Origin of the sequence: Azospirillum sp. SYSU D00513 (assembly GCF_017356015.1) — a bacterium.
Lineage (GTDB): Bacteria > Pseudomonadota > Alphaproteobacteria > Azospirillales > Azospirillaceae > Azospirillum.
Map to the genome: position 1 here is coordinate 36,922 of NZ_JAFIQV010000038.1, position 16,132 is coordinate 53,053.

The 16,132-nt window shown below is 70.1% G+C and carries 19 protein-coding genes; 15 read left to right on the top strand and 4 right to left on the bottom strand.

Features of this window, described 5'->3' with window-relative positions; all coding sequences use genetic code 11:
- The first annotated feature begins 442 nt into the window (after nucleotides 1-442).
- The 3 genes from JUB11_RS24170 to JUB11_RS24180 are packed head-to-tail and all read left to right on the top strand — an operon-like array spanning nucleotide 443 to nucleotide 2,657.
- Nucleotides 443-1,984, top strand: a complete 1,542-nt coding sequence (locus JUB11_RS24170; protein ID WP_247887289.1) for a ribonuclease J — start codon at nucleotides 443-445, stop codon at nucleotides 1,982-1,984.
- A 44-nt stretch (nucleotides 1,985-2,028) separates the two neighbouring features.
- Complete coding sequence (locus JUB11_RS24175; protein ID WP_207461348.1) at nucleotides 2,029-2,274, top strand: hypothetical protein; 246 nt, start codon at nucleotides 2,029-2,031, stop codon at nucleotides 2,272-2,274.
- A 47-nt stretch (nucleotides 2,275-2,321) separates the two neighbouring features.
- Nucleotides 2,322-2,657: a hypothetical protein gene (locus JUB11_RS24180; RefSeq protein ID WP_207461349.1), complete on the top strand. Its 336-nt coding sequence runs from the start codon at nucleotides 2,322-2,324 to the stop codon at nucleotides 2,655-2,657.
- Between the two features lie 11 nt (nucleotides 2,658-2,668).
- Here JUB11_RS24180 and rpoZ read toward each other — a convergent pair whose 3' ends face one another.
- Nucleotides 2,669-3,124, bottom strand: a complete 456-nt coding sequence (gene rpoZ, locus JUB11_RS24185; RefSeq protein ID WP_207461350.1) for a DNA-directed RNA polymerase subunit omega — start codon at nucleotides 3,122-3,124, stop codon at nucleotides 2,669-2,671.
- A 286-nt stretch (nucleotides 3,125-3,410) separates the two neighbouring features.
- Between rpoZ and JUB11_RS24190 the strand changes: the two genes are divergently transcribed.
- The 3 genes from JUB11_RS24190 (at nucleotide 3,411) to JUB11_RS24200 (ending at nucleotide 4,890) form a co-directional block, all read left to right on the top strand.
- Nucleotides 3,411-3,890, top strand: a complete 480-nt coding sequence (locus JUB11_RS24190) for a hypothetical protein (RefSeq protein ID WP_207461351.1) — start codon at nucleotides 3,411-3,413, stop codon at nucleotides 3,888-3,890.
- A gap of 68 nt (nucleotides 3,891-3,958) precedes the next feature.
- Complete coding sequence (locus JUB11_RS24195) at nucleotides 3,959-4,612, top strand: ERCC4 domain-containing protein (protein WP_207461352.1); 654 nt, start codon at nucleotides 3,959-3,961, stop codon at nucleotides 4,610-4,612.
- A 68-nt stretch (nucleotides 4,613-4,680) separates the two neighbouring features.
- Nucleotides 4,681-4,890 (top strand): hypothetical protein, encoded by a 210-nt coding sequence (locus JUB11_RS24200; RefSeq protein WP_207461353.1) that lies wholly within the window; start codon nucleotides 4,681-4,683, stop codon nucleotides 4,888-4,890.
- Nucleotides 4,891-5,087: 197 nt separating this feature from the next.
- Here the strand turns inward: JUB11_RS24200 and JUB11_RS24205 are convergent, their stop codons facing one another.
- Nucleotides 5,088-5,984, bottom strand: coding sequence for a LysR family transcriptional regulator (locus JUB11_RS24205; RefSeq protein WP_207461354.1), 897 nt, complete (start codon nucleotides 5,982-5,984; stop codon nucleotides 5,088-5,090).
- 110 nt (nucleotides 5,985-6,094) lie between these two features.
- On the opposite strand from JUB11_RS24205, the gene JUB11_RS24210 reads away from it, so the two are divergent.
- From JUB11_RS24210 to JUB11_RS24225, 4 genes are all read left to right on the top strand, one after another.
- On the top strand, nucleotides 6,095-7,414 hold the full coding sequence (locus JUB11_RS24210) for an acyclic terpene utilization AtuA family protein (RefSeq protein WP_207461355.1): 1,320 nt from the start codon (nucleotides 6,095-6,097) through the stop codon (nucleotides 7,412-7,414).
- A complete protein-coding gene (locus tag JUB11_RS24215; protein ID WP_207461356.1) occupies nucleotides 7,411-7,734 on the top strand; it encodes a hypothetical protein in 324 nt (107 codons plus the stop codon). Before JUB11_RS24210 ends, JUB11_RS24215 begins: the two co-directional genes overlap by 4 nt.
- A gap of 44 nt (nucleotides 7,735-7,778) precedes the next feature.
- Nucleotides 7,779-8,747 (top strand): tripartite tricarboxylate transporter substrate binding protein, encoded by a 969-nt coding sequence (locus JUB11_RS24220; RefSeq protein WP_207461357.1) that lies wholly within the window; start codon nucleotides 7,779-7,781, stop codon nucleotides 8,745-8,747.
- A 211-nt stretch (nucleotides 8,748-8,958) separates the two neighbouring features.
- Nucleotides 8,959-9,198 carry a hypothetical protein gene (locus tag JUB11_RS24225; RefSeq protein WP_207461358.1) on the top strand — a complete coding sequence of 80 codons (240 nt, stop codon included), beginning with the start codon at nucleotides 8,959-8,961 and terminating at the stop codon, nucleotides 9,196-9,198.
- A 4-nt stretch (nucleotides 9,199-9,202) separates the two neighbouring features.
- Here JUB11_RS24225 and JUB11_RS24230 read toward each other — a convergent pair whose 3' ends face one another.
- A complete protein-coding gene (locus tag JUB11_RS24230) occupies nucleotides 9,203-9,649 on the bottom strand; it encodes a PPC domain-containing DNA-binding protein (RefSeq protein WP_207461359.1) in 447 nt (148 codons plus the stop codon).
- Between the two features lie 186 nt (nucleotides 9,650-9,835).
- On the opposite strand from JUB11_RS24230, the gene JUB11_RS24235 reads away from it, so the two are divergent.
- Nucleotides 9,836-10,924: a site-2 protease family protein gene (locus JUB11_RS24235; RefSeq protein ID WP_207461360.1), complete on the top strand. Its 1,089-nt coding sequence runs from the start codon at nucleotides 9,836-9,838 to the stop codon at nucleotides 10,922-10,924.
- Between the two features lie 19 nt (nucleotides 10,925-10,943).
- On the opposite strand, the gene JUB11_RS24240 is transcribed toward JUB11_RS24235, so the two are convergent.
- Nucleotides 10,944-12,275 (bottom strand): erythromycin esterase family protein, encoded by a 1,332-nt coding sequence (locus tag JUB11_RS24240; RefSeq protein WP_207461361.1) that lies wholly within the window; start codon nucleotides 12,273-12,275, stop codon nucleotides 10,944-10,946.
- A 234-nt stretch (nucleotides 12,276-12,509) separates the two neighbouring features.
- On the opposite strand from JUB11_RS24240, the gene JUB11_RS24245 reads away from it, so the two are divergent.
- The 4 genes from JUB11_RS24245 (at nucleotide 12,510) to JUB11_RS24260 (ending at nucleotide 16,101) form a co-directional block, all read left to right on the top strand.
- Nucleotides 12,510-12,872, top strand: coding sequence for a hypothetical protein (locus JUB11_RS24245; RefSeq protein WP_207461362.1), 363 nt, complete (start codon nucleotides 12,510-12,512; stop codon nucleotides 12,870-12,872).
- A 132-nt stretch (nucleotides 12,873-13,004) separates the two neighbouring features.
- Nucleotides 13,005-13,562 (top strand): cupredoxin domain-containing protein, encoded by a 558-nt coding sequence (locus JUB11_RS24250; RefSeq protein WP_207461363.1) that lies wholly within the window; start codon nucleotides 13,005-13,007, stop codon nucleotides 13,560-13,562.
- Between the two features lie 11 nt (nucleotides 13,563-13,573).
- Nucleotides 13,574-15,331 carry a copper resistance system multicopper oxidase gene (locus JUB11_RS24255; protein ID WP_207461364.1) on the top strand — a complete coding sequence of 586 codons (1,758 nt, stop codon included), beginning with the start codon at nucleotides 13,574-13,576 and terminating at the stop codon, nucleotides 15,329-15,331.
- The gene (locus tag JUB11_RS24260) at nucleotides 15,328-16,101 is read left to right on the top strand and encodes a copper resistance protein B (protein WP_207461365.1); all 774 of its coding nucleotides are present in this window, start codon (nucleotides 15,328-15,330) and stop codon (nucleotides 16,099-16,101) included. The genes JUB11_RS24255 and JUB11_RS24260 overlap by 4 nt, the downstream gene beginning before the upstream one ends.
- Nucleotides 16,102-16,132: the final 31 nt, after the last annotated feature.

Sequence of the window (16,132 nt, forward strand, 5' to 3'; positions counted from 1 at the left end):
GAAACATCAGGCATCATCCTGAATAAAACAGTGCGTTCATTGAACTGTTTCGGAACAGCTCCCTGGACAAGATCCTAAAGCGCTCTTGAAAACCGACACCGCGTTCTTACATATATCCTTGTCGCGGCGATGAGCCGGCGGCAGGACGACTTCCCAGACACACCCATTGGCGCGCCGACAACCGCGCGCCTCAGCGTTCCTCTCCGGCCCCGCACGCGCCGGTCGCCTCGATCGTCCCTCCCGCGATCCTGGCGCCGCCGGCGGGGCTGGAGAGGTCCCCCTCCTCCCTGGCCTGTTCGGCTGGCCGCCTTGATGCCTCCCCGCGTCCTGGCGCCGCCGGCATGGCCGGGGAGGACCCCTTTCAAAAACGAGCTTCCGCATCGACGAGCGATGCACGCCCGCCCGGCAGCGTCGAATGCCGGTTGATCGAAGACCAAGACGAATGACCCACCAACAGAAGCGGCGCCGCATGGCGCCGAACGACCGTCTGCGCCAGCAACGCACGACGTCGCAATCCCACCCGCGCGGCCCGCACCAGGGCGGCGGACGCCGCCCGACGGGCGGCCCCGTCCCGGGCACCGACGAGATCCTGTTCCTTCCGTTGGGCGGTTGCTCGCGCATCGGCATGAACATGGCGCTCTACGGCCATGCCGGAAAATGGCTGATCGTGGATGCCGGTGTCGCCTTCATGCGCGACGAGGCACCGGGCATTGACTCCCTCATGGCCGATCCGACCTTCATCGAGGAGCGGATCGAGGACGTGGTGGGCATGGTCGTGACCCACGCGCACGAGGACCACATCGGCGCCATCCACCATCTGTGGCCGCGCCTGCGCTGCCCGATCTACGCCAGCCCCTTCGCGGCGCACGTCATCCGTGACCGCTTCAAGGAGGCCGGCACCCTGCGCGAGGTCCGCGTGCGGAGCTTCACGATCGGCGACACCCTCAAGCTCGGCCCCTTCCAGGTCGAGACCATCGCCGTGACGCACTCGATCCCCGAACCGATGGCGCTCGCCATCCGGACCCCGGCGGGCACGGTGCTGCACACCGGCGACTGGAAGTTCGACCCGAACCCGCTGGTCGGCCGTCCCACGGACATCGCGGCGCTGAAGCGCCTCGGCGACGAAGGCGTGCTGGCGATGCTCTGCGACAGCACCAACGCGAACGTCGAGGGCAGCACCGGCTCCGAGGCCGACGCGCGTGAGGGTCTGATCCAGGCCTTCGCGGGACGCAAGGGGGCCATTGCCGTGACCGGCTTCGCCAGCAACGTGGCGCGCATGACCGCCGTCGCCGAGGCCGCCGCGGCCAACGACCGCAAGGTCGTGCTGGTCGGCCGCTCCATGCTGCGCATGGAGAAGGCGGCGCGGGCCTGCGGCTATCTGGACCATGTGCCGGAGTTCATCAGCGTGCAGGAAGCGGCCTGGACCGACCGCCGCAACCTCGTCCTGCTCTGCACCGGCAGCCAGGGCGAGGAGCGGGCGGCCTTGAGCCGGCTCGCCCGCAACGACCACCGCGACCTCTGGCTGGAGCGCGGCGACACGGCGATCTTCTCCGCCCGCGCCATCCCCGGCAACGAGGAGGCTCTGGGCAGCGTGCAGAACCATCTGCGCAGCATCGGGGTTGAGGTGCTGACCCCGGCCGAGGCGCCGGTCCACGTTTCGGGCCACCCGAAGCGGGACGACCTGCGCCGCATGTACGGGCTGGTCCGGCCGCGCTTCGCGGTTCCGGTCCACGGCACCATCGAGCATCTGGAGGCGCACGCCCGTCTCGCCCGCGACTGCGGCGCCGAGCGCGCGCTGATCCCGGAGGACGGCGACATCCTGCGCCTGGCCCGCGAGGGCACGGCGGTCGTCGGCCGCATCGAGCCCAAGCGCCTCGCCAACAACGGCCAGGAGCTGGTCGCCTGGGCCGGCCTGCCCGCGGCCGATGAGGCCAGCGGGAAAGCCGCCGCCAGGACCGAAGAACCGGTGCGCCTCGCCGCCTGAGGCGGGCGCATCCTGAACCGACGCATCCGCGAAGGAGGCGGATCATGTCCACATCCCTGCATTGGTCGTTCGAAACCCCGCGCCTGCTGAGGGCGGAGGGCACCGGCCAGGACGTCCGGCTCGTCTACGAGGCGGACGGCTTCCTCAGCAACTGGGTCGTTCTCGTCGAGGGGCGCGCCCGGGCGCATTGCCCCGACCTGACCACGGCCATGGACCAGGCCCGCGCCCTCCTGAGCGGGGCCGGACCGGCCAAGCCTGAACCGGCCACACTGGAATTGAAGGCGGCCTGAGCCGGGCGAAACCGGACGGGCCGCCGCGACGCGCTACGGAGTGCATCATGGCGGAATTCGCTGCCAACCAACTGTCCCTGTCCGAACTGCTGGAGCCGGTCCTGACCGTGCTCGAAGGCGACGAGGTCGCGCTGGACCGGGCCATCAACGAGGTGGCCGAGACGCTCGCCGATTGCGGGACGCTGATGGTGGACGCGCTGGGCCGCCCGGCCCATGGCGTGACGGACGAGCAGGCGATCCTGATCGTCCTGGACACCTACATCCGCGAGCTTCTGCATTTCGGCGACGTCGAGGGCGCCGCCGATCTGGGCGATCTCATGGACACCATCCACCGGTTCGGCCGCCGCCGCGACCGCAAGCGGCGCGGAACCCGCGCCGCGTAAGAGGGGGCGGATCAGGGGCCGACGTCGCCGTCGGCGTCCTGACCGACCACGTCCTCCTCGGTCATGTCGAAGGCGGCGCCCGGATTGCCATCCATCTCAGACAGCATGTCCTCGTCCTCGGTCAGGTCCTCCTCGCGGTCGCCCATGGCGTCGTCGCCGTCCAGGGAGTTGTCGGTGCGGGCGGCCCAGTCATGCTCGCTCGCCATCAGCTCCGCGATTTCCTCCTCCGGCTGGTCCGGCTCGACGCTGCGCTGATGGCCCTTGATCAGTGCGTTGCGAAGCTCCTCCACCGACACGGTCTGCTCGGCGATCTCCCGCAGGGAGACGACCGGGTTCTTGTCGTTGTCGCGGTCGAGCGACGGGGCGGCCCCGCCGGCGAGATGCCGGGCGCGCTGGGCCGCCACCATGACCAGATCGAACCGGTTCGGGACGTGAAGGACGCAATCTTCGACGGTGACGCGGGCCATGCGGCGCACTCCTGGCTTGAGGCATCGGGCTGGGACAGGCCGGCGGCAACGATGCCGGCGGTGGAAAAAGGTTGATGTGCCGGCGCTTGGCCCCTATGACCGTCGGCCCGCCGGCCGGGCATCCGGCACCCTCATCCCAACAGGGTGCGGGGGTGACGCCGCCACGCGTTCCGATGGGATAGGCCGACGGGCCAGGGCGGCCCGGCACGGGCCGCCGCCCGGCAACAAAGGCCCCGGACCGGGGTTACCCAGCACGCCAGAATCATCCGCGATCATGAGTTTCAGAATGTCACCTCCGCCCCGCTCCCCGATGCAGCCCCGCCCCAACCGGGGCATGCCGTCCAAGGCCTCCGCGTCTCCGACGCCGCGCGGCCGCGAGCGGAATCTCGGCGATGACGCGCTGGCAGCGCTCGACGATCCCCGGTCGCGCGCGGCGGCCATGGCGGTCATCGAGGAGGCGGCGCGGACCGACGCCGACGAGCGCCGCCGCTTCGCCTCGGCGGCCAGCCGCGTCACCGGCGCCTCGGGGCCGAACGCGCTGCTGGCCGCGGCCCGCATCTATGTGGCCGACCTCTGGGCGCTCGCCGGGCTGGGGGAGGGCATGGCGGAAAAGCGCCGGGCGCTCGGACTGCTCGGCGACGTCGCCGCGAAGGGCGTGGCTCCGGCGCCCGGCCCGCAGGGTGCCACCGCGTCCCGTCCCCCGGCGCGCGCCGGGGAACGCAACGCCATGGGCTGGCCGCCGCGCAAGCCCCGCGACGACCGGTAGGGTCCGCGCGACGTTCCGGTCCCGGCGCGGTTGTGCTTATTGCGACCGCCACCGGCACCGGAACCCCCATGCGCATCGTCGCCGACAGCCACGAGCCCGCAGAACTGATCAACCTGCTCCGCGCGACCAAGAGCGTGGACGGCAGCGCCGTGGAGGTCGAGGCCGGCCTGCTCGACGTTGGCGACTACCTGATCGGTCCGAGCGCCGCCGTCGAACGCAAGGCCGGCGGCGATTTCGTCGCCTCGCTCCTCGACGGACGCTTCGCCGAGCAGGCGGCCAAGCTGCGCGCGAGCTACGAGAAGGTCGTCTGGATCATCGAGGGCAACCCCTACGACGGCCACGTCGCGCTGGAGCCGAAGGTGATCACCGGTGCCATCAGCCATCTCGCCATGGTCGAGGGCGCCACCGTCCTGCGGACGCAGAGCCTCCAGGAAACGGCGGATCTGCTGCTGTCCATGGCCAAGCGGCTTCAGGACGGCCGCCAGGACCTGGCGCTCCGCCCCGGCAAGCCGGCCGACCCGCGCCTTCTCGCCGAATACATCGTCAGCGGCCTGCCCGGCATCGGCCGCGCCAAGGCGCGCTCCCTCCTCCAGCGCTTCGGCACCGTGCGCGGGGTCTTTGCGGCGGACACGGCCGACATCGCCAAAGTCCGCGGCTTCGGCCGAAAGACCGCGGAGTCCATCCGCGCGGCGCTCGACACGCCCTACCAGGTTCCACCCTGATCCGCCCGGCGTGATGCCTCCGTTGCTGCCCCGTTGAAAGGGGAAGGCACGACAGGAGAGGACAGCCGATGACGGACGAACGGAAGGACCACGCGGTCGAGCAGGACCAGCGCGCCATGCAGCCGGGCGTCGGCGGCCCGGACCGCCCCATGCCCGACGACGGCGCCCTCGATCAATCCGACGCCCAGCCTGCCGGCCGCTCGGTCGAGGACGGGCAGACAGAGTTGCAGCCAGAGATCGACCGGCCGAAGCCGGATGCCGGGGACGCGACGCTGTAGAGAGACAGTCACAAAACACTGCGGTTTCAAAAACACCACGGTTTCGTCAAAAGAGCGAGGCCCGCCGGTAGCAGACGGCAGGCCTCTGAAGACTTCGATCCGCCTGCCGGATGAAAGCTCGAAAAGCCCAGGCCGGCAAACAGATCGTTATGAGCACCATAGATGCATTTTTCATATTGGCCGATTCCCGGACGCCGTCAAGCCTGGGCGTCCACCCGCGCCGTCAGCATCTCCCGGAAGGCCTGGGCGGCGGGCGACAGGGAGCGGCCGGCCTTCAGAACCAGCGCGATGGAGCGCCGCAGGGCCGGCGTGTCCACCGGGCGCAGGGCGATGGCCGGGGCGAGCGACAGTTCGATCGCCGTGGAGGGCAGCAGTGCGATGCCCAGACCGGCGCGGACGAGGCCGACGGCGGTGCTCATGTAGGTGACCTCGTAGGCCGGCGCGATCAGCAGGTTCCGTTCGGCGAAGGCGCGGTTCGCCAGATAGCGCACGGTGCTCTCAGGATTGGTAAGGATCAGCGGCTCGGCCGCCAACTCCTCCAGGGTGAGGCGCTCGGCCGCGCAGAGCCGGTGGTCCGGCGGCAGGACGGCCAGCAGTTCGTCGCCCAACAGCCGGACGGTCTCCAGCCCGGCCTCCGGCTCGATGTCGGCGCCGATGCCGAAATCCACCGCCTCTTCCTGCACCAGGGCGTTGATGCGGCGCCCGACGCCGTCGCGAATCTGAACCCGGATCCGGGGATGCGCCGCCCGGAACTCCGCGATCAGCGGCGGCAGGACGGTGGCGGCGACGGAGGGCAGGGCGGCGATGGAGACGCTGCCGGACCGCAGGGCGGCCATCTCCCGCGCGCTCTCCACCACCGCGTCGAAATCGCCGAGCAGCCGTTCCAGCGCCGGCAGCAGATCCCGGCCGACCCGCGTCAGCTCCACCGACCGCGTGTTGCGGTCGAAGAGGCGCACGCCGAGCGACTGTTCGAGCTGGCGGATCTGCACCGTCAGCGCCGGCTGGGACAGGTTCAGCAGGTTCGCCGCCCGCGTGAAGCTGGCGAAGCGCGCCGTGACGATGAAGGCCCGGACCTGACGCAGGTTCACGTTCATAACGGTTCTTTATCGCTGATATCAGAATTTTTCAATTCACCTATGAAGGTTAGCGCAATAATCTGCCCGACGAACAATACGTCCATGACCAGCGGGAGTGCGGCCGGAAGATGGTGCGGATCGGTTGCGGGGCCGGCTTCGGGGGCGATCGCCTGGAGCCGGCGGTCCGGCTGCTCGAAGAGGGCGGGCTGGACTATCTGGTGCTGGAGTGTCTGGCGGAGCGCACCATCGCGCTCGGCCAGAAGCGCCGGCTGCATGATCCGGAGGCCGGTTACGACCCGCTGCTCGAACGGCGCCTGCGCCCCCTGCTGCCGCTGTTGAGGGTGAAGGGAACGCGCCTCGTCACCAACATGGGCTCCGCGAACCCTCTGGCGGCCGGAAGGCTGACCGCGCGGATGGCGGGGGAAATGGGGCTCGACCTCACCATCGCGGTGGTGACGGGGGACGACGTCCTGTCCGAACTGGACCCGGAGGCGCCCTCCATGGAAGACGGCCGCCCGCTGTCGGGTTACGGGCGCATCCTGTCGGCCAACGCCTATCTCGGCGCCGATGCCATTCTGCCGGGGATGGAGGCCGGGGCCGACATCGTGATCACCGGCCGCGTCGCCGACCCCTCCCTGGTCGTCGCCCCGCTCGCCCATCACTTCGGCTGGGACCTGGCCGACGCCGCGCGCATCGGGCAGGCGACGGCCATCGGCCATCTCCTGGAATGCGGCGGGCAGGTCACCGGCGGCTATTTCGCCGACCCCGGCCGCAAGGAGGTCGAGGGGCTGGAGGATCTGGGCTTCCCCTTCGCCGAGGTGGAGCCGGACGGACGCTGCGTGCTGGGCAAGCTGCCGGGGACGGGCGGGCTGATCACCGCGGGCACGGTCAAGGAACAGCTCCTCTACGAGGTCACGGATCCCGGCGGCTATCTCACCCCCGACGTGACCGCCGACTTCCGCGCCATCCGCATCCGCCCGCTGGGCGGGGACCGGGTGGAGGTCAGCGGCGGGACCGGGCGGACCCGGCCGGACACGCTGAAGGTCAGCGTCGGCTATCACGCCGGTTATGTCGGGGAGGGGGAGATCTCCTACTGCGGCGCCAACGCGCTGGCCCGCGCGCGCCAGGCCGGCGCGGTGCTGCACCGGCGGCTGGCCCATGGCTTCTCCGAATTCCGCATCGAATGCCTGGGCGGCGAGGCCTACCGCTACGGCTTCCTGGAGGGGGCGGAGCCCACCCGCGAATACCGCCTGCGCGTGGCCGGACGCGCCACCACCCTGGCCGAGGCCGAGGAGATCGGCCGCGAGGTCGAGGCCATGCTGACCAACGGGCCGGCCGGCGGCGGCGGCACCCGCCGCCACGCGCAGGAGACGGTCGGGATCGTGTCCACCCTGCTGCCGCGCGGCAAGGCCCGCCCCGGCGTCACCCTCATCCGGACCGCGCCATGAAGTTCCGCCTGCACGACATCGCCCATTGCCGCGCCGGGGACAAGGGCGACACCTCCACCCTGTCGCTGATCCCCTTCGACGAGGCCGACTACCCGCTGCTGTGCCGGGAGGTCACCGCCGAGGCCGTGAAGGCTTTCCTGGGCCGGACCATCCGGGGGGAAGTGACGCGCCACGAGCTGCCGAACCTGCCCGCCCTTCAGTTCGTCTGCACCGGCGCGCTGGGGGGCGGGGTCACCACCTCGCTCGCCATCGATCCGCACGGCAAGTGCCTCAGCTCCGAACTGCTGGAGATGGAGCTGGAGACCGGCACCGGCCTTTGAAAAACATTCATCCGAAAAACGAAAGCACCCTAGGGAGAAGACACATGTTCAGGACCATCATGGCGGGGGCCATCGCCCTCGCGGCGGTGACGGCGGCCGGCACGGCCGGGGCGCAGGCCACTTACCCGGAGAAGTCCGTCCGCTTCCTCGTCCCCTTCGCCGCCGGCAGCGCGACCGACACGCTGGCGCGCGTGCTGGGCCAGCACATGTCCCAGACCCTCGGCCAGTCTATCGTGGTGGAGAACATCCCCGGCGCCAACGGCTCCATCGCCGCCTCGCAGGTCGCGCGCGCCGCGCCGGACGGCTACACGGTTCTGATGGCGACGAACACCACCCACGCCGCCAACCAGAACATGATGAAGACCATGTCCTACGACCCGGTGAAGGACTTCGCGCCGGTGACCAAGCTGGGCGACATCCCGCTGGCCTTCATCGCCAATCCCTCGGTGCCGGCCAACACGGTCCAGGAGCTGGTCGCCCACGCCAAGGCCAACCCCGGCCAACTCTCCTTCGGCAGCGGCTCCAGCTCGTCGCGAATCGCGGCGGAGATGGTGCGGAGCATGACCGGCATCGAGATGCTGCACGTGCCCTACAAGAGCAACCCGCAGGCGATCCAGGATCTGCTGGGCGGCCAGATCTCGCTGGTCTTCGCCGATCTCGCCACCACCCTGCCGCACGTGCGCGCCGGCAAGGCCAAGGGTCTCGCCGTCTCCGGCGCTCGCCGCGCCGCGCTGGCGCCCGAGCTGCCGACCATGGCCGAGGCCGGCGTTCCCGGCTACGAGCTGACCGCCTGGTTCGCCGCCTTCGTGCCGGCCGGCACGCCCAAGCCCGTCATCGAGAAGCTGCACGCCGCCTTCACCGCCGCGATCAAGGACAAGGACTCGGCGGCCCGCCTCAACAACGCCGGCATCGAGCCGACCACCAGCACGCCGGAGGAGCTGGCGGCGCTCGTCCAGTCGGAAACCAAGAAGTGGGCCGACATCGTCCAGGCCGCCGGCATCCAGAAAGAGTGAGCACCTTCGGCTGATGGGGGCGGCGGACGGGAGCGGCCTGCGGCCCGCCGCTCCCGTCCGAACGTCGGATCCCGGTCATGCGGAGTAGGACCCGCCACCGATTCTCCGGTCCCGAACAGCCTCATGCGCGTTACCGCTTGAGCCGGCCTGGAAACCGCACCATCGCGTTCGCATTGTCTCCAAATAGGCTGGTGGAGACGGAGCGTCGTCGATGACCTTTCGCGGTGGATTGCTGCTTCTCACGGTGACGGGCCTCGGGCTGCTCTACACGCTTCAGTCCTCGGGCACGGAAAAGCACATGGCGTCTGCCGCCATCCTCACCGGGATCAGCCTCGCGGCGCTGGGCGCCCTGGCCCGTTCGCTCCGGGTCGCCTATCTGCGCACCAGGCCGCCGGGCCTGCGCCACAACAGCGCCCGGCTGGCGCGCGAACGGCTGATGCGGACGGGCTGACCGGTCAGTCGCCGAGGTTCGACGGTGCCAGCAGCGGCAGGCCGGTGGCAGGATCCCGGCGGCGGGCCATGCAGGCGGGCAGTTCGGTCAGGATGAGTTCCAGGGTCGGGCGCACCTCCGCCTCCAGCAGGTGGCCGACCACGGCGCTGCCGTCACGGCGGCCCAGCGTGGCGTGAATGTGCAGGCTGGGCGCCCCGTCCACCAGCGCGATGTTGCCGGTCAGCGACACGACCTCGCACTGCTCCTCGACCGGGATGCGGTGGTAGTCGGAGCGGTCCAGGTCGAAGAAGCCCAGCACGGCGCGGCGGAAGGCGCCGATCCCGGTGAAGCTGCTGGCGTTGAACTCCCGTTGCCGCGCCATCTCGGTCAGGCCGGCCATGGGGTCCTCCCCGCTCTGGAAGACGACCGCGAAGACCCGTTCGGCGCCGTCATTCAGCTTCTTGATCCTCATGCGCAGGCCCTTTCCGTTCCACCATGCCTCCCTTTTCGCAACAGGACCGTCCGGTCACGGTTCCGGTGGGGAGGGGGCCGGGGGCGAACAAGCTCCGCTCAAGCCATCGTGACGGATCGTTCCTGTTTTCCGCCTGTTCCCGCCTTACTTCCCTCAAAGGGCGAGACTCAAAGGGCGAGACGCGCGATGAACTGGTCGATCCCCATCGGCACCGTGAAGGGCACGGTGATCCGCATCCACATCACCTTCCTGCTGTTCCTGCTGTGGATCGGCATCGCCCACCACGCGCAGGGCGGGGCGGAGGCGGCCCTGGAGGGCGTCGTCTTCATCGCGCTGCTGTTCCTGTGCGTCCTGCTGCACGAGTTCGGCCATGTCTTCGCAGCCCGGCGCTACGGGGTGCAGACACCGGACATCACGCTCCTGCCCATCGGCGGCGTCGCGCGGCTGGAGCGCATCCCGGAAAAGCCGTCGCAGGAGCTGGTGATCGCGCTGGCCGGTCCGGCCGTGAACATCGTGATCGCCGGCATCCTCTATCTCCTGCTCGGCGGCTTCCTGCCAGCGGGGAGCATGGAGGTCCAGAACGCGGGCGTGGACATGCTGGCCCGGCTCGCCTCGGTGAACCTGTTCCTGGCGCTCTTCAACCTGATCCCGGCCTTTCCCATGGACGGCGGGCGCGTGCTGCGGGCGATCCTCGCGGCACGGCTTGGCTATGGGCGGGGCACGCAGATGGCGGCCTCGGTCGGTCAGGCGGTGGCCTTCGGGCTCGGGCTGCTCGGCCTGTTCGGCAACCCCCTGCTGATCTTCATCGCGCTCTTCGTCTATCTGGGTGCCGCGTCGGAGGCGCACGCGGTGCAGATGCGGGAGATCACGCGCGGGGTCGCCGTGTCCGACGCCATGGTCACGCGATTCGAGAGCCTGTCGCCCTCCAGCGTCGTGGAGGACGCCGTGCAGTGCCTGATCCGCACCACCCAGCACGAGTTCCCGGTGGTGGACGGGGCGGGGCGGCTGCGCGGCGTGCTGACGCGCGACGACATGATCCGCGCCCTGCGCGAGCGCGGCCCCGACACCCCCGTGCTGGAGGTGATGCGCACCGACATCCCCGTCGTCCGCAACCGCGGCAATCTAGAGGAAGCCCTGCGCGTCATGCAGGAGAACCGGCTGCCCGCCGTCGGCGTCACCGACGGCGAGGGCCGGCTGGTCGGGCTGGTGACGCCGGAGAATGTCGGCGAGATGATGATGATCCAGTCGGCGCGGCCTCAGCCGGCGCGGCGGTGAGGCGCCGCGCCGGCATGCGTCACAGCCCGAAGGGGTAGGTTTCCGCCGCACCCGCCTTCTCGGCGCCGGCGATCGGGGTGACGGCGCGGGTCTGGTCGAAGAAGACATACTGGTCGAACTGCCGCGACAGGCGGGATTCGACGTAATGGCTCCAGCGCTCGGTTTCCGGGCGGTAGATGACGCCGATGTAGCGCTCCAGCAGCGGCGTGGCGAGCAGCTCGCGCAGTTCCTCCGGGGCGGCCCGCAGGTCGAGCGCGAGGCGGGGCAGGCCGCTGTCGTGGAACAGACGCTCCACGCTGTCCGGACGGGAGGGGAGCACCTTCTTCACCTCCATCGGGTCGTCCCAGTCGGTGGCGGCGGCCACCGTGCCGGTGTGGGTGCCGAAGCCGACCAGCCGCACCGCGTCGCCGTGGCGCTCCCGGCAGAGCTGGCCCAGGTTCAGCTCGCCCCGGTCGGACATGCCGGTCTCGCGCGCGTCGCCGATGTGGGAGTTGTGCGCCCAGACCACCGCCTTCGGCGCCGTCTTGCCGTCCGGCCGCCAGGACAGCAGCGCGTCCAGCGTGTCGGCCATGTGGGTGTCGCGCAGGTTCCAGGAATCATCGTCCGACCGGTACATGGAGCGGTAGTAGCGTTCCGCCGAGGCGACGACGCGGGCGTTCTGCGCTGCGTCGAAATAGGCGGTACCGCCCTGCCGCATGTAGTCGAGCTGCTTTTCCAGCAGGTCGCGCAGCACCTTCAGCACGCCGTCCTCGCACAAGCCGAAGCCCTCGGCCATCGTCATGTGGCCGTAGACCTCCGGCCGGCGCAGCCAGGGCTCGAAGCAGGAATAGCGGCGGCGCGCCTCCTTCGCGGTCTCCGGGTCGATGCGCTCGAGATAGGCCAGCACCGCCTGGGTGGAGCTGTTGAGGCTGTAGAGGTCGAGGCCGAAGAAGCCGGCCTTGCGCTCCATCTCAGGAACCGTCTCGTTGTGGGCGCGCAGCCAGCCGATCAGGGCGGCGACCTCCTCGTTGCGCCACATCCAGGTCGGGAAGCGGCCGAAGGGCGGCCCGTCCGCCTGGGAGGGGCGCAGCCCCCCGCGGATGAAGGCGTCGAGATGCGCTGCGTCCGGCCAGTCGGCCTCCACCGCGATGATGGTGAAGCCGTGCTTCTCCACCAGCCGCCGGGTGATCGCCGCCCGCGCCCGGTAGAACTCCGACGTGCCGTGCGACGCCTCGCCCAGCAGGACGACCCGCGCCTCGCCCAGGCTGTCGAAGGCGGCGGCGAAGTCCGGATCGTCCGGATCCGGAAGAGGCCGGGCCTGTTCCGCGATCATCTTCGGGACGGGGTCGAGGGAAGCGCGAAAGGCGGCCATGGGCGCCACTCCAGCTTGGGGAAGCAATGTCGGATCCCGTAACCGTCCGCCTTCGCCGGGGTTCCGTGGCACGAGGGAGGGCCGCGCGGCATTGCGGCCCGCGGGGGTGCGGCCCTATATTGGGCGGGACCGGGCAGCGGCCCGGCCGGCATGGCACCAAGGGCACGGATGCGCATCGCACGCTTGCTGGCGTTTGTGTTGTTCGGACTCCTCCTCGGCTGGGGAGCCTTCGCCATGCCCGCCGCGACGGCGGCGCCGCTCGATGGGGCCGTTTCCCCGCACTGCGCCACGCATGCGGAGCATGGGAACGGCCTGCATGGGCATGGCGCCCATGGGCAAGCCTCCCACTCCGGTGACGCGCATTCCCATGGCGCTCGCGATCACGGCGCCCCTGGCGGCGGCTCCGATGGCGGCCATGCTTCCCACAAGGGCCATGCGGGCTGCTGCCTGATGGCCTGCGGCGCCGTGGCGCTGGAGCCCGCGCGGGCCGAGATGACGCCGGTGTCCTGGACGGAGGCCGTCCTGCCGGCCTTCACGGAATCGGCGCGCCACGGGCGCGCCCTGTCGCCGCCGAGACGCCCGCCCCGCGCCGCCTGAGGCCTTTCCCGGAAGAGCCGGACCCTCGTCGTCCGGCCGCCGGCCTTTTTTCCCCAGTCACGTCCGGCCCGCCACAGCCGCGAGCCGCAACCCTGCCCGGCATCCCCGATGCCGTGGAGGAGGAGCATCCCCATGCCTTCGAACCGCACGCTTTTCGCCGCCCTGATCGCCGCCGCCGGCCTGATCGCGCCGCCGGCCCTGGCCGCCCAGGGTGCCGCCGGCCATTCCCACGGCACCGACGCCGTGGGCAAGCCGGCGAAAGCCTCCGCCGCCAAGCGCACCATCCAGGTCACCATGGGAGACAATTTCTTCGAGCCGGAAACCATCCAGGTGAAGGCCGGGGAGACGGTCCGCTTCGTCGTGAAGAACAGCGGCCAGTTCCTGCACGAGTTCAATCTCGGCACCGCCGCGATGCACGCCGAACACCAGGAGCAGATGGCCATGATGGTGGAACACGGCATGCTGACGGAGAGCGGCATCAACCACAAGATGATGAACATGGACCATTCCAAGATGCCGGGAATGAACCATTCCATGAAGCACGACCACGCCAACAGCGTGCTGGTCGAACCCGGCCGGACCGGGGAGCTGACCTGGACCTTCACCAAGGCCACGGCGCTCGAATTCGCCTGCAACATGCCCGGCCATTACGAATCCGGCATGGTCGGCAAGCTCGCCGTCCAGCGCTGAGGGGGGAAGGCATGACCAACCAATCGCACGGCCTCTCCCGGCGCGACGCGCTGCGGCTCGCCGGGATGGCGGGGCTCGCCGGCGTGGTGACCGCCTATCCGGGGCGCCGCAGCTTCGCCTCCTCCGACCGGACGCTGGATCTGGCGGTGGAGCGGACCCGCATCGCCATCGACGGCGTGCCGGGCCGGGGCATCGCCATCGGCGGCTCCATTCCCGCCCCCACGCTGCGCTGGCGCGAGGGGGAGGAGGTGGTCGTCCGCGTCACCAACCGCCTGGACGAGCCGACCTCCATCCACTGGCACGGGCTGCTGTTGCCGGGGGTGATGGACGGCGCGCCGGGCTTCAACGGCTACGAGCCGATCCGGCCCGGACAGACCTACACCTACCGCTTCCAGCTCCGCCAGGCGGGCACCTACTGGTACCACAGCCACTCCGCCTCTCAGGAGCAGGAGGGCATGTACGGCGCCATCGTGATCGAGCCCGCCGGCCGCGACCCCGTGCGGGCTGACCGGGATTATGTCCTCCTGCTCTCCGACCACACGGCGGAGGACCCGGAAGCGGTCCTGCGCAAGCTGAAGATCAGCGAGGGCTACTACAACAACGGCAAGCGCACGCTGCTGGACTTCTTCCGCGACGCCCGCCGCGACGGGCTCCAGGCCACGGTCGGCGACCGGCTCGACTGGGGCGAAATGCGGATGGAGGCGACCGACCTCGCCGACGTGACCGGCTACCAATTCCTGGTCAACGGCAAGGGGCCGCAGGACAACTGGACCGGCCTCTTCACCCCCGGCGAGCGGGTGCGGCTGCGGATCATCAACGCTTCGGCCATGACGATCTTCGACGTCCGCATTCCGGGCCTGCCCATGACCGTGGTCGCGGCCGACGGGCAGAACGTCGTGCCGGTGCGGGCGGACGAATTCCGCTTCGGGGTGGGCGAGACCTACGACGTCGTCGTGCTGCCGCGCGAGGACAAGGCCTTCACCCTCTTCGCCGAGCCCATCGACCGCTCCGGCTTCGCCCGCGCCACGCTCGCCCCGCGCGAGGGCATGCAGGGCGACCTACCCGAGCGACGCCCGCGCACCGTGCTGACCATGGCCGACATGGGAATGGCGCATGGGGGAATGGCGCATGGGGGAATGGATCACGGAGGAATGGACCATGGCGGGAAGGACCATGGAAGCATGGGGCATGACTCCATGGACCACGGCGCGATGGATCATGGTTCGATGGAGCATGGCGCCATGGCCGGCATGGACCATGGCGCGGAAAAGCGTGCCGGTCACGCCGCCGGCTGGGCGGACGCGGGCACACCGCCGGGCGCCAGGGCGCTCGCTTATGCGGACCTGAAGTCCTTCACCCCGACCGAGGATTCCCGCGAGCCCTCCCATGAGCTCGAGCTGCGGCTGAACGGCATGATGTCCCGCTACATCTGGACCCTGAACGGGCGGAAGTTCGGCGAGGGCGAACCGATCCGGGTGGCCCAGGGCGACCGCATCCGCATCCGCTACGTGAACGAGACCATGATGGCCCACCCCATGCACCTGCACGGCATGTTCGTGGAGATGGAGAACGGCCAGAAGGGACGGCTGCCGAAGAAGCACGTCGTGCTCGTTCCGCCGGGCCAGACCAGTTCAGTCGTGCTGACCGCGAGCGAGGCGGGCGAATGGCCCTTCCACTGCCACCTTCTCTATCACATGGCTTCCGGCATGATGACGCGCTTCATCGTCGAGCCGCGCACGGCCCAGCTCCGGCGGGGGAACGGCGCATGAGACGGCACTTGAAGGGGATGATCCCGGCGGCACGCGCCACGCTCATCGCCGGCGCGCTGGCGCTTTCGACCGGCGCGGCCATGGCTGCGGATCCGCATGGCACCTCTCAGCACGGCGCGGAGGCCTTCCATGAGGAGCCGCCGATCCTGGCCACCCTGTCCGTCGAGCGGTTCGAGCACCGCTGGAAGGACGGAGAGAACAGCCTGGACTGGGAAGCCGAGGGCTGGATCGGCGGCGACACCCACAAGCTCCGCTTCCGTGCGGAGGGCGAAAAGCCGGTGGACGGGCCGGTGGAGGAGGCGGAGTTCCAGCTCCTCTACAGCCGCATGGTCTCGGAGTTCTGGGATGCCCAGATCGGCGTCCGGCACGACGTCCGGCCGCTGCCGCAGACGACCTACGCCGTCGCCGGGTTCGAGGGGATGGCGCCCTATTTCCTCGACGTCACCGCCCTGGCCTTTCTCAGCGAGGACGGCGACCTCAGCGCCCGGCTGGAGGCCGAACAGGACCTGCTGATCACCCAGCGCCTCGTCCTCCAGCCCAGGATCGAGGTGAACGCGTCGGCTCAGCGCGTGCGGGAACTGCACGCGGGCCGGGGCGTGAACGACGTCGAACTCGGCCTGCGGCTCCGCTACGAGGTGGCACGGGAGTTCGCGCCCTATGTCGGGGTGAGCTGGGAGCGGAAACTCGGCGAAACGGCCGAGATGGCCCGCGCCCACGGCGAGGACGCGAGCAGCCTGTCCTTCCTGGCGGGCCTGCGCGTCTGGTTCTGACGGCCGCAACGGGGGCCGGCCACTGCTGCGG

Bases quoted from the DNA above. Each gene is read 5' to 3' on its own strand.
- JUB11_RS24180 (WP_207461349.1), top strand. From the start codon at position 2,322: ATGGCGGAATTCGCTGCCAACCAACTGTCCCTGTCCGAACTGCTGGAG.
- JUB11_RS24205 (WP_207461354.1), bottom strand. From the start codon at position 5,984: ATGAACGTGAACCTGCGTCAGGTCCGGGCCTTCATCGTCACGGCGCGC.
- JUB11_RS24220 (WP_207461357.1), top strand. From the start codon at position 7,779: ATGTTCAGGACCATCATGGCGGGGGCCATCGCCCTCGCGGCGGTGACG.
- JUB11_RS24225 (WP_207461358.1), top strand. From the start codon at position 8,959: ATGACCTTTCGCGGTGGATTGCTGCTTCTCACGGTGACGGGCCTCGGG.
- JUB11_RS24260 (WP_207461365.1), top strand. From the start codon at position 15,328: ATGAGACGGCACTTGAAGGGGATGATCCCGGCGGCACGCGCCACGCTC.
- rpoZ (WP_207461350.1), bottom strand. From the start codon at position 3,124: ATGGCCCGCGTCACCGTCGAAGATTGCGTCCTTCACGTCCCGAACCGG.
- JUB11_RS24255 (WP_207461364.1), top strand. From the start codon at position 13,574: ATGACCAACCAATCGCACGGCCTCTCCCGGCGCGACGCGCTGCGGCTC.
- JUB11_RS24215 (WP_207461356.1), top strand. From the start codon at position 7,411: ATGAAGTTCCGCCTGCACGACATCGCCCATTGCCGCGCCGGGGACAAG.
- JUB11_RS24250 (WP_207461363.1), top strand. From the start codon at position 13,005: ATGCCTTCGAACCGCACGCTTTTCGCCGCCCTGATCGCCGCCGCCGGC.
- JUB11_RS24240 (WP_207461361.1), bottom strand. From the start codon at position 12,275: ATGGCCGCCTTTCGCGCTTCCCTCGACCCCGTCCCGAAGATGATCGCG.
- JUB11_RS24235 (WP_207461360.1), top strand. From the start codon at position 9,836: ATGAACTGGTCGATCCCCATCGGCACCGTGAAGGGCACGGTGATCCGC.
- JUB11_RS24210 (WP_207461355.1), top strand. From the start codon at position 6,095: ATGGTGCGGATCGGTTGCGGGGCCGGCTTCGGGGGCGATCGCCTGGAG.
- JUB11_RS24170 (WP_247887289.1), top strand. From the start codon at position 443: ATGACCCACCAACAGAAGCGGCGCCGCATGGCGCCGAACGACCGTCTG.
- JUB11_RS24190 (WP_207461351.1), top strand. From the start codon at position 3,411: ATGTCACCTCCGCCCCGCTCCCCGATGCAGCCCCGCCCCAACCGGGGC.
- JUB11_RS24175 (WP_207461348.1), top strand. From the start codon at position 2,029: ATGTCCACATCCCTGCATTGGTCGTTCGAAACCCCGCGCCTGCTGAGG.
- JUB11_RS24200 (WP_207461353.1), top strand. From the start codon at position 4,681: ATGACGGACGAACGGAAGGACCACGCGGTCGAGCAGGACCAGCGCGCC.
- JUB11_RS24230 (WP_207461359.1), bottom strand. From the start codon at position 9,649: ATGAGGATCAAGAAGCTGAATGACGGCGCCGAACGGGTCTTCGCGGTC.
- JUB11_RS24245 (WP_207461362.1), top strand. From the start codon at position 12,510: ATGCCCGCCGCGACGGCGGCGCCGCTCGATGGGGCCGTTTCCCCGCAC.
- JUB11_RS24195 (WP_207461352.1), top strand. From the start codon at position 3,959: ATGCGCATCGTCGCCGACAGCCACGAGCCCGCAGAACTGATCAACCTG.